The organism is Nitrospira sp. KM1 (genome assembly GCF_011405515.1).
In the GTDB taxonomy this organism is placed as follows: Bacteria; Nitrospirota; Nitrospiria; order Nitrospirales; family Nitrospiraceae; genus Nitrospira_C.
The window spans coordinates 1818766-1831295 of sequence record NZ_AP022671.1 but is presented as its reverse complement, the minus strand read 5'-3'; the positions used below and the strand labels follow the sequence as shown (position 1 = coordinate 1831295).

Below are 12530 nucleotides of genomic sequence, written 5' to 3'. Positions count from 1 at the left end.
CCGCAAAGTGGTTGAAATCACGCGGACGGGAAAGATTGTTTCTGAGCCGTTTCTGCTATTTCAAAAGCGGGCGGAGGAGAATCGGGTACGTCCAATAAATAGGTGACGTTCAGGTTCTGGAGTTCCGAATACTTCAGCACCATCAGATCGCCCGGACTGACCGCCTTCCACTCAAACGTGTGTTCTCCGTGCTGATCGTTCGGTATGAACGTTCCCCGCTCCGCATTAGTAATCAGGATATCCCGCAAGGCGCCGGATTCTTCGGTGGTAAATCCTTCGACGACCCCGCGGTACAGACGCATTTTCCCCTCCTGTTCTGCCTGCGCCCTGGTCAGCGCTTCGATCCGGGCATAGACCGCGGCCTTCTCATACTCGGGAGGGGTCGGAATGTCCCGACCCATCAGCGTGTAGAGCCATTCATTTCGATATCGCAGCAGCCACGGGAATCTGACGTCCAGTTTGTGCTTCCACACGATCCAGCGAAACACATGCCCGAGCGCAAAGGCGGCGGACAACACACAGGCATAGTACAAGCCGACGTGGAGTTTGTTGCGATAGAGCGTGCCGGCGATCTCGGCGAGACGGCCGTCATACTCGCCCACAAGCACCCGATAGGCGATTTCGAACGTCAGGGTGGTGTGGACGAGTCCGTGGTGCTGCAGGTATTCAAGAGCGATGAGCGCCGCAGTGTGTAGAGGCAGCGAATAGAGGACTGCCTTCGCGATGTCGTCGGTCCAGCTTTTCGGGAGGACATTCCGGGTGAAGGTTCCGGCGTAGTAGCTGGCTCTGAGCACGTAGCCGGGAAAGGCCATCACCAAAATCACGAGCGTGATGAACGCGAGGTTGGTCATACTGGCTCAACGGCGATGTCCCATGCCAGTCCGATCGCTCCCTGCCGCAGATCACGCAGTTCCCACTGCCAGAAACCTTCCTGACCGGAAGGAACGGCTTCGAGCGGAGGAGTAGCCCAGATCTGCTCGCAACGGTGTGTCTCTCCTTCTTCGATATATAACCGTGGCGTGCGGCTGATCCGATATCCCGCCGCCAGGTAAGCCGTGAGGTCGAGGCTGTAGGTCACCACCTGATGGTAGCACGATGTTCCGAGATGAAAATGAATGCGCCGGTCGCCTGCTTCGAAACCGCGCAGAATCTCGATAGTCACGTCGTATGTGCGCCCCGAGACCGGAGAGAAGACGTAATTGAATTCCCGGCCGTTGTTTTCATAGCGGGTGCGCTCCTTCCGCTCGACCTGCTCCAGCAGTTCGGGGGGAATCGGACGGACGAACCCCTCGGGATTCGTCAGGTAGGACATATCGCAGTGATTCCAGCACCGGTTCTTTTTCGAGATCACCATGCTCCGCGACAAGATTGCCCGATTGTCGGTATAGACCTTCCGGCTTGTCGTGCCGTGCGATACCTCCACGCCTTCGCGCCCGTCAAACGGTTCGACCCGCAGACGCGTGTCATAGCGCTCGATTTCGACGACGTTCGCATGTCCGATCGGGTGGAGAAGGGCGTCGACCAATTTGATGTACCGCTCGTCCGATCGATCCGGCGGTTTGATGATATCCATGTGTCCCGCGAGCAGCGCGGTGCAGACGTCCGGAGAGAAAAAGCTTTGGGCCGACACATCCAGCACCACTTTGTCTTCGGAGCCGTAAAAGCACTGCAGCGGGACCGGAAACGATTGGTCGGAGTGGGTTGCCGCGGACACAATCCTTTCCAGCAGAAGCTTCTGGATTTCCATGATCTGCGGCTGCAGGGCTCGTAACAGTCGTTCCTGAGGATGCAGGAAGGATCCGCCGATGAATCTCAGGACCCGGTCCATCAATCTCCTGGTTCGGTCAAGAAAGATCGAGCCCAGATTGGGCGTTGCGATGAAAATGGCTTGCCGGATGCGTGAAAGTTGGCGTGCCTGACCGGTTTCCAACAAGAGGACGAAATACGCCTGGATGACTAATCCTCCCTGGCTGTGGCCCACCAGCACGAGTTGCCGTCCCGCGAAGCGCGGCTGAGACAGGAAATCGATCAAACGACCCGCCACCTGCCTGAGAATCGGGTGGGAATCCTCGGTTCCTCTTCCCACCAGCGAGGTCGGGTATTCATAGCATTCGATGTCGAACCGATCCGATATTCTCGAATCCGCAAAGAAGAGTTGACACAAGGTGTCCCAGCAGCGGTGGTCGCTGATGAAACCGTGGATGAGGACGAGTAGCGGTTTCCCGTGTTGACGGCTAGTCATGACCTGTACCGGCGATCCTCAAATTCACAGGCGCCGAGTGAGTGCGACCGGCGGTTAGTCAAGGCTGTATGGCTGCAGAGTACGTTTGCAAATGGTGTCTGTCAATTGGAGGACGGACGGCGAACCGATTCGCTCAGTTGCGGGGATGCCGCGAGCGCAGGACGGCGCGGTTTGTGAAGGGCCAGGCCGTGGCGGCTTGGCGATAGGGAATGTGGCGCCGCCGAGGCGTTGCGGCCCCGGCGGTTTGGGAACACCGGAGGTTACTGGACTTCGATGGTAATGGTCTGGGTCGCGGCAACGACTTTGTGGTCTTTCGTTGCGCCGGTCACCGTGATCTGATGGGGACCCTTGCTCAGGCCTTTGAACGTCCCTGGAAACCCTTTCTGATATTGCTTGTCCAGATACACATGCGCATGAGCAGCCTCCGAGCCTTTGGTAAATTCATATTTCAGGTCGAAAGTATCGCCCACCTTGTCTCCGTCTCTCGGAGAGGTAATCACGATCTTGGATCCGTCCTCGATTGGAGTTTCATCGGCCAGAACGGGCGTCAAGCCGAACGCACCTATCAAGGCTATTCCGATTCCCATCATTCCAATACGACTCGTCACGCGCATACAACCTCCTTGTTTGGACACAATCGCGTTAGCCTCCCACCATACCATACCGGACAGTGAATCTCTCTGCCGGGCTGAACAGGCGTGAAATGCTCAGTGCCGGTACGTCAGGCGCAATACGACGGTTGTCTAAGCCGGGCCACCCTGTTATTGTGATGAGCTTGTCGAACCCTTCGATGAGGCTCTCCTTTGGCATCCGTTCGCGCCTGGCATCCTGCAATCTCATCGGTTTTTAAACCCGTTCCGATTCCACGAATGCGTGATATTTTCATCACCGGTCAGGTTTGTCCTTCCCCTTGTGTATGTGCTTCAATTCTCTGCTCCGGGTTAAAAAACCCACAGCAGGCCACCCTATCGATTTGACGATGGTCATCAACATGTTGAGGATAGGCACAACTCGGTCGTGATGAAAAGTTTCACTCTTGGGAGGCAGGCATGGCCGTAAAAACTGGTCGGGCGGGCGAGGCTAGAAAGAATGGCGCGAAGGATGAGGCTGTGGACCCGAAATTGTTGCTGCAGGTGCTCAAGGAGGTCCGGCGCGGCAATTTCGATGTGCGCCTCCCGGATGATTGGCCCGGCATCGGCGGCAAAATTGCCGACGAACTCAACGGCATCATCGAGACCAACGGCAAGATCGTCGAAGAGTTTCATCGGGTCAGCCAGGCTGTCGGGAAGAAGGGAAAATTATCAGAGCGGGCGTCGTTACCCGCGGCCACAGGAGGGTGGAAGGTCAATATCGAATCGGTGAACGGCTTGATTAATGACCTCGTGCGACCCACCACCGAGATGGCTCGTGTGATCGGAGCTGTGGCGAAAGGCGATCTCACTCAAACGGTATCACTGGAAGCCGAAGGCTATCCCCTCAGAGGCGAGTTTCTCACTGCGTCCAAGACCGTGAACGAAATGGTCCGGCAGCTCGATGCCTTCGCGGCCGAGGTGACGCGGGTCGCGCGCGAAGTCGGCACGGAAGGCAAGCTGGGCGGACAGGCCGTCGTGCCGGGGGTGGCGGGAACGTGGAAGGATCTCACCGACAACGTCAACTCCATGGCCAGCAATTTGACCAACCAGGTGCGGAACATCGCCGAAGTGACGATCGCCGTGGCCAACGGCGACTTGTCGAAGAAGATCACGGCCGACGTGCGCGGCGAAATTTTACAGTTGAAAGAAGCGATGAATACGATGGTGGACCAACTCCGAAGTTTCGGAGCTGAAGTGACGCGCGTCGCGCGCGAAGTGGGCTCGGAAGGCAAGCTGGGCGGACAGGCCGTCGTGCCGGGCGTGGCGGGAACGTGGAAGGACCTCACCGACAGCGTCAATGCCATGGCCGGCAACTTGACGGGGCAGGTTCGAAACATCGCCGAAGTGACGATCGCCGTGGCCAGCGGCGACTTGTCGAAGAAGATCACGGCCGACGTGCGCGGCGAGATTCTCCAACTCAAGGATACGATCAACACGATGGTGGACCAGCTGCGCAGTTTTGCGGCGGAGGTGACGCGGGTGGCGCGCGAAGTCGGCTCGGAAGGCAAGCTGGGCGGACAGGCCGTCGTGCCGGGGGTGGCGGGAACGTGGAAGGATCTCACCGACAACGTCAATTCCATGGCCGGTAACCTGACCGGGCAGGTCCGCAACATTGCCGAAGTAACGACCGCCGTGGCCAACGGCGATTTGTCGAAGAAGATCACCGCGGACGTACGGGGCGAAATTCTTCAGCTCAAAGAAGCCATCAACACGATGGTGGACCAGCTGCGCAGTTTTGCGGCGGAGGTGACGCGGGTCGCGCGCGAAGTGGGCACGGAAGGCAAGCTGGGCGGGCAGGCCGTCGTGCCGGGGGTGGCCGGAACATGGAAAGACCTCACCGACAATGTCAACTCGATGGCGAGCAACCTGACCGGTCAGGTCCGGAACATCGCGGACGTGACGATCGCCGTGGCCAACGGCGACTTGTCGAAGAAGATCACGGTAGACGTGCACGGTGAGATTCTTCAGCTCAAGGAAGCCATCAATACGATGGTGGATCAGCTGCGCAGCTTTGCCGCCGAGGTGACGCGCGTCGCACGGGAAGTCGGCACGGAAGGGAAGCTGGGCGGGCAGGCGCAGGTGCGGGACGTGAGCGGCGTGTGGAAGGACCTCACCGACAGCGTCAATTCGATGGCGAGCAACCTGACCGGTCAGGTTCGGAACATCGCCGAAGTGACGATCGCCGTGGCCAACGGCGATTTGTCGAAGAAGATCACCGCGGACGTACGGGGCGAAATTCTTCAGCTCAAAGAAGCCATCAACACCATGGTGGAACAGCTCCGTGGTTTTGCCGCGGAGGTGACCCGGGTGGCCCGCGAAGTGGGCACGGAAGGCAAGCTCGGCGGGCAGGCCGTCGTGCCGGGGGTGGCCGGAACGTGGAAAGACCTCACTGACAACGTCAATTCGATGGCGAGCAACCTGACCAATCAGGTGCGCAACATCGCGGATGTGACCACTGCCGTGGCGAACGGGGATTTGTCGAAGAAGATCACCGCGGACGTGCGCGGTGAGATCCTTCAGCTCAAGGACACGATCAACACGATGGTGGACCAGCTGCGCAGTTTCGCGGCCGAGGTGACGCGGGTCGCGCGCGAAGTCGGCACGGAAGGGAAGCTGGGCGGGCAGGCGCAGGTGCGGGACGTGAGCGGCGTGTGGAAGGACCTCACCGAGAGCGTGAATTTGATGGCCGGGAACCTCACGGCCCAGGTCCGGAACATTGCCGACGTGACGACCGCCGTGGCCAATGGCGATTTATCGAAGAAGATCACCGCGGACGTGCGCGGTGAGATTTTCCAGTTGAAGGAAGCGATCAACACGATGGTGGACCAGCTGCGCAGTTTCGCGGCCGAGGTGACGCGGGTGGCGCGCGAAGTGGGCACGGAAGGGAAACTCGGCGGGCAGGCGCAGGTGCGGGACGTGAGCGGCGTGTGGAAGGACCTCACCGAGAGCGTGAATTTGATGGCCGGGAACCTCACGGCCCAGGTCCGGAACATTGCAGACGTGACGATCGCCGTGGCGAATGGGGATTTGTCGAAGAAGATCACGGTGGACGTGCGCGGTGAGATCCTCCAGTTGAAGGAGGCGATCAACACGATGGTCGACCAGCTCAATGCGTTTGCCGCCGAGGTGACGCGGGTGGCGTTGGAGGTGGGCACCGAAGGGAAACTCGGCGGTCAGGCGGGTGTGCCGGGGGTGGCCGGGACGTGGAAGGACCTCACCGACAGCGTCAACGCGATGGCGAGCAATCTGACCGGCCAGGTGCGCAACATCGCCGAAGTGACGGTGGCCGTGGCGAACGGGGATTTGTCGAAGAAGATCACCGTGGACGTGCACGGCGAGATTCTCCAGCTCAAGGACACGATCAATACGATGGTGGATCAGCTCCGCAGCTTTGCCGCCGAGGTGACGCGGGTGGCGCGCGAAGTCGGCACGGAAGGGAAGCTGGGCGGTCAGGCGCAGGTGCGGGACGTGAGCGGCGTGTGGAAGGACCTCACCGAGAGCGTGAATTTGATGGCCGTCAACCTGACGGCACAGGTCCGGAACATTGCGGACGTCACGATCGCCGTGGCGAACGGGGATTTGTCGAAGAAGATCACGGCGGACGTGCGCGGTGAGATTCTCCAGCTCAAGGACACGATCAACACGATGGTGGACCAGCTGCGCAGTTTCGCCGCCGAGGTGACGCGGGTGGCGCGCGAAGTGGGCACGGAAGGGAAGTTGGGCGGCCAGGCGGTCGTGCCGGGCGTGGCGGGAACCTGGAAGGATCTCACCGACAACGTGAATTCCATGGCGAGCAATCTGACCGGCCAGGTGCGCAACATCGCCGACGTGACCACGGCCGTCGCGACCGGCGACCTGTCGAAGAAGATCACCGTAGACGTGCGCGGTGAGATTCTCCAGCTCAAGGACACGTTCAATACGATGCTCGACCAATTGAACGCGTTTGCGGCCGAGGTGACGCGGGTGGCGCGCGAAGTGGGTACAGAAGGGAAGTTGGGCGGCCAGGCGGGCGTGCCGGGCGTGGCGGGAACCTGGAAGGACCTCACCGACAGCGTGAATTCCATGGCGAGCAACCTGACCGGCCAGGTGCGCAACATCGCCGATGTGACGATTGCGGTGGCCAGCGGCGATCTGTCGAAAAAGATTACGGCCGACGCACGCGGAGAGATCCTCCAGTTGAAGGAAGCGATCAACACGATGGTGGACCAGCTGCGCAGCTTCGCGTCCGAGGTGACGCGCGTCGCGCGCGAGGTCGGCACGGAAGGGAAGCTCGGCGGCCAGGCCGTCGTGCCGGACGTCGCCGGGACGTGGAAGGACCTCACCGACAACGTCAACGCCATGGCGAGCAATCTCACGGTCCAGCTTCGCGATATGTCGAAGGTGGCCACGGCGATTGCGAACGGCGATCTGACCCGGAAAGTCACGGTGGACGTTCGCGGAGAAATTCTGCAGATCAAGGACGTCATCAACCGGATGGTGGATCAGCTCGGAGGATTCGGCTCCGAGGTGACGCGTGTGGCGCGCGAAGTCGGCACGGAAGGCAAGCTGGGCGGCCAGGCCGTGGTGCCGGGAGTCGGCGGAACGTGGAAAGACCTGACCGAGAGCGTCAACCTGCTCGCGGCGAATCTGACCACGCAGGTTCGCGCGATTGCGGAGGTCGCGACGGCGGTGACGCAGGGAGACCTCACCCGTTCCATTCAGGTGCAGGCCCGCGGCGAGGTGGCCGAGCTCAAAGACAATATCAACGTCATGATCCGAACCCTGCGCGCGACGACCGATCAGAATACCGAGCAGGACTGGTTGAAAACCAACCTCGCGAAATTCACGCGCATGATGCAGGGACAACGTGACCTGATGACCGTGGCCAAACTGTTGCTGTCCGAATTGACGCAGCTCGTCAACGCGCAGTATGGCACCGTGTATCAAATGGATGTGGATGAGACCGGTCCGTATCTCAAGCTGCTCGCAGGCTATGCGTGCGGCCGCGAGGTCTTGAAACAGTCCGAGTTGGCGATCGGGACCGGATTGATCGGGCAATGCGCGATTGAGAAGCGCAATTTTCATTTGCGGGAAATTCCTGGGGACTACATCCGAATCGCCTCGGGGCTCGGCGAGGCCAGCCCGCGAAATCTCGTGGTGTTCCCCGTCCTGTTCGAGGGCCAGGTCAAGGCGGTCATCGAGCTGGCGTCATTGGGCGAGTTCACGCCGACCCATCTGACGTTTCTTGCGCAGCTGACGGAGACGATCGGCGTGGTGGTCAACACCATCGAAGCGACGATGCGGACCGAAGGCCTGTTGCAGAAATCCCAAAAGCTGGCCAGCGAACTCCAGATTCAACAAGGCGAATTGCAGCAAACCAACGATGAGTTGGCCAGCAAAGCGAAGCAGTTGGCGGAACAGAACGCGGAGGTAGAACGCAAGAACCGGGAAATTGAGCAGGCGCGTCATGCATTGGAGGAAAAAGCGGGAGAGCTGGCCCTGGCATCCAAATATAAATCGGAATTCCTGGCCAACATGTCACACGAGCTGCGCACGCCGCTGAACAGCATTCTGATTCTTGCACAGCAACTCGGGGACAATGCGGCGGGCAATCTGTCCGTCAAACAGGTGGAATTTTCCAAAAACATCCATGCGGCAGGCGCCGATCTGCTGAACCTGATCAGCGACATCCTGGACCTGTCGAAGATCGAATCCGGCACGGTCACGGTGGAGCCGGAGCAGGTGTCCTTCATGAAGGTGCGTGAGGCCGTGGAACGGAGTTTCCGCCACGTGGCCGAGTCCCGGCAGCTGGTGTTCAACGTCGAGATTCATCCGCAGTTGCCGCGCGGAATGGTGACCGATTTCAAGCGGCTCCAGCAGGTCCTGAAAAATCTGCTTTCCAACGCGTTCAAGTTCACGTCGCAAGGTCATGTGTCCTTCCGCATCAGGCGGGCGGTGACCGGGTGGAGCCTCGATCATCAGTTGCTGTCGAACGTTCCCAGCGTGATTGCGTTCGAGGTTCAGGACACCGGCATCGGCATTCCTCAGGAAAAGCAACGTATCATCTTCGAAGCGTTCCAGCAGGCTGAAGCGGGCACGAGCCGCCGGTACGGAGGAACGGGTCTGGGGCTGGCGATCAGCCGTGAGCTCGCGATGTTGTTGGGCGGCGAAATTCGCTTGTCCAGCTCCATCGGAGAAGGCAGCACCTTCACGCTGTATCTGCCCGAAGCCTACATGGGCGCATCGCTGGCCATGACACGGGAGCTGAAGACCGCGCATGAACCCATGCCGCTGTTGGTGCAGCAGGCCGACCGTTTGGAGGACATTCCGGACGACCGCGAAACGCTGGTACCGGGCGAACCGACGGTGTTGATCGTCGAGGACGATCCGCATTATGCCCGCGTGCTGTTGGGCATGGCGCGGGAGAAAGGATTCAAAGGGGTTGTCACGGCGCATGGCCGCCTCGCGCTTTCGCTGGCGCATCAATACAATCCCGTGGCCATCACCCTCGACATCTTTCTTCCCGACATGCTGGGTTGGACCGTCTTGAGTCACCTGAAGCAGGATCCTGAAACACGCCATATACCCGTGCAGATCTTGACCGTGGAGGAAGAGCGCATTCACGGCCTCGGACACGGCGCGTATGCCTATGCGCTGAAGCCCTACACGACGGACGAGTTGAGCGTCGCGTTCGACCGGTTGTTGAACTACAGTCAGACCAAACGCAGACAATTGCTGCTGGTCGAGGATAACGAGATCGAACGCCAGAGCTTGAGCGAGTTGTTGGCGCATCAGGATGTCGAGATCACCATGGCCGGCGACGGCTCCGAAGCCTGGGAAGCCATGACCGGCAAGCCGTTCGATTGCATCGTGCTGGACCTCAGACTGCCAGACATGTCAGGGTTCGAGATCCTCGAACGGATGCGTAAGAACCCCGCGCTCATGAATCTGCCGGTGATCGTGTTTACCGGAAAGGAGCTGGGCGATGCGGAGGAGGGGCGACTGCGCGAATTGTCGCAGAGCATCGTGGTCAAAGGCGTGCAGTCGCCGGAGCGTCTGCTCGATGAAGCCTCGCTGTTCCTGCATCTCTTGATTTCGCAACTGCCCCAGGAGAAGCAGCGCATGCTGGACCAGGTACGACGCAGCGACGACGCGCTGGTCGGGAAAAAGATCCTGGTCGTGGATGACGATATCCGGAACATCTTTGCCCTGACGAGCCTCCTGGAGAGCCACCACATGGAAGTCGTCAGTTGCGAGACCGGACGCGAGGCGATCGAGCGGGTGGAACAGGATCAGGATCTGGACATGGTCTTGATGGACATCATGATGCCGGAAATGGACGGCTACGAAACGATGCGTACCATCCGGACCAATCCGCGCCATCATACACTGCCAATTCTGGCCCTGACAGCCAAGGCCATGAAGGGTGACCGGGAACGCTGTCTTCAGGCGGGCGCCTCCGATTACATTGCCAAGCCGGTCAACACCGAGGAGTTGCTGGCGTTACTGCGCATTTGGCTGTTTGGAAAAAAGCGGACGGTGAAGCGATGACCATGTTCGGGACGACGGACCGGCCGCGGTTCCCCGACGATCGGGACGTCGATGGACCGGCGGTCCACTCGACATCCAACTCGCCGATGACCGCGCGCATTCTCATCGTCGATGATGATCCGATCGCTCTGACGGCGATGGAAACGCTGCTGGACGGCCAGGATCGCCTCATCGTGAAAGCCGAAACCGGCCAAGATGCCCTCAGACATCTGCTCCGGCAGGATTTCGCCGTTATTCTCCTGGATATCCGCATGCCGAAGCTGGACGGCTACGAAACGGCGGCGCTTATCCGTCAACGGGAACGGTCGCGGTACACGCCGATCATCTTTCTCTCGGGCATCGACACGATGGATGCGGACGTCGTGCGGGGTTTGACCAGCGGCGCGGTGGACTATCTGGTCAAGCCGGTCGTACCGGAAATCCTGAAGAACAAAGTAGCGGTCTTCGTCGATCTGTATCAGCTCCGGGAACGAGTCAAGCAACAGGCTGTCCGGCAAAGTGAGGAGCGCTTCCGCCTGCTGGTCGAGGGAGTGCAGGACTATGCGATCTTCATGTTGGATGCCGACGGTTTGGTCACCACGTGGAATATCGGCGCGGAGAGGCTGACTGGTTACCGCACGTCTGAAATTCTCGGTAGACATTATGAATGTTTTTATCCGGACGACGCACTGTCGGCCGGCCAGCCCTCACGCGATCTTGAGATGGCGGCGGCCTTGCGTGCCGAGCCCGGATCCGATCAGGACCGTTGGATGGTCCGGAAGGATGCCAGTCGGTTCATTGCCAATCTGGTGATCACCGGTCTCAGGGATGAAACGGGAAGCCTGCAAGGATATGCGGTGGTGATTCGCGATATCACGACGCGCAAGGAAGCGGAGCAGGCGCTGCAGCGACTGGCGGCCGAACTGGAGCAACGTGTGGCAGACCGGACGAGCGAGCTCGTGCTCATGCATGAGCGTCTCCGGGCCTTGGCCGTCCAGCTGAATTTGACCGAGCAGCGAGAACGACGCCGTCTGGCTTCGGATCTCCATGACTATCTGGCGCAGTTGCTGGTGGTCGTGCGCATCAAGATCAAGCAGACCGATCCGTTGATCGCCGAGGGCAAGGTGTCGCGCCTGCTGAGGGAGGCCGATCAGGCCGTCATCCAGTCGTTGGACTATACCCGTTCACTCGTCGCGGAGTTGGCTCCTCCGTCGCTGCACGAATTCGGCTTGTTGGAAGCGCTTGAATGGCTCGCGACCCGCATGCAGGCTCACGGACTCGTGATCAAGGTCAAACAGGACATCGAAGTGCTCTCGCTGCCCGAAGACGATGCCGTGCTGATGTATCAATCCATACGCGAACTCCTGTTCAATATCCTGAAGCATGCCTCTGCGAGTCTTGCGACCGTGTCCGTCTCCGTGAGGGAACAGGGGTCTCTTGAAGTGACCGTCTCGGACGACGGGGTCGGATTCGACGCGGAAGCCAAGGTCGCTCCCGATGGAGCATCCGGCGGGTTTGGATTGTTCAGTACGAAAGAGCGGATGGAAGCCATGGGAGGGCGGATCCAGATTCGATCCGCCTCCGGTCAGGGTACGAGCGTCACGCTGACCATTCCGTATTGGCCGGTCACCAAATCAGGCGGACAGTCCGAGCCCGGGCAACCGCTCAACCAGCATCGTCCGGGTGTGCCCTCCTATCGCCGGACTGCGGAAGAAGTGTCTGCTCCCCTCCGGGTCCTGCTGGTGGATGATCATGCCATGGTTCGCGAGGGATTGCGATCGCTGCTGGATGGGCGTCATGACGTCCAGGTTGTCGGAGAGGCTGGGGATGGACTGGCGGGGATTGAAATGGCCGCATCGCTGAACCCGGATGTCGTCGTGATGGATGTCACGATGCCGCGCATCGACGGGATTGAGGCTACGCGACGGATCAGACAGGATCATCCTTCCATCGCGGTCGTCGGACTGTCCGTTGAAGGCGCCATCCATGTCGAGACCGCGATGAAGGCCGCAGGGGCTGCGCTGTTCGTCTCCAAGGATTCGGCGGGTGATGAACTTTACGAGGCCATTATAACGGCGGGATCAGGAAGAGCTGGCGGGCGGGACGCGATTCCTGATGCACGTCAGGCTGACGGCTGAATGTGAGCG

Annotated in this window: 5 protein-coding genes; 2 read left to right on the top strand and 3 right to left on the bottom strand. The window is 60.0% G+C overall.

Annotation, left to right across the window (positions count from 1 at the left end; genetic code table 11):
• Positions 1-17: 17 nt before the first annotated feature.
• The 3 genes from W02_RS08320 to W02_RS08310 all read right to left on the bottom strand — a co-directional run bounded on the left by W02_RS08320 (position 18) and on the right by W02_RS08310 (position 2856).
• The gene (locus W02_RS08320; RefSeq protein WP_173046640.1) at positions 18-851 is read right to left on the bottom strand and encodes a hypothetical protein; all 834 of its coding nucleotides are present in this window, start codon (positions 849-851) and stop codon (positions 18-20) included.
• A complete protein-coding gene (locus W02_RS08315; RefSeq protein WP_173046638.1) occupies positions 848-2242 on the bottom strand; it encodes an alpha/beta fold hydrolase in 1395 nt (464 codons plus the stop codon). Before W02_RS08315 ends, W02_RS08320 begins: the two co-directional genes overlap by 4 nt.
• A 260-nt stretch (positions 2243-2502) precedes the next feature.
• Complete coding sequence (locus W02_RS08310; protein WP_173046636.1) at positions 2503-2856, bottom strand: hypothetical protein; 354 nt, start codon at positions 2854-2856, stop codon at positions 2503-2505.
• A 435-nt stretch (positions 2857-3291) separates the two neighbouring features.
• On the opposite strand from W02_RS08310, the gene W02_RS08305 reads away from it, so the two are divergent.
• Together W02_RS08305 and W02_RS08300 are read left to right on the top strand one after the other, a co-directional pair.
• Entirely contained in the window at positions 3292-10404 is a 7113-nt protein-coding gene (locus tag W02_RS08305; protein ID WP_173046634.1) for a HAMP domain-containing protein, read from the top strand.
• Positions 10401-12521: a response regulator gene (locus W02_RS08300; protein ID WP_173046632.1), complete on the top strand. Its 2121-nt coding sequence runs from the start codon at positions 10401-10403 to the stop codon at positions 12519-12521. Before W02_RS08305 ends, W02_RS08300 begins: the two co-directional genes overlap by 4 nt.
• Positions 12522-12530: the final 9 nt, after the last annotated feature.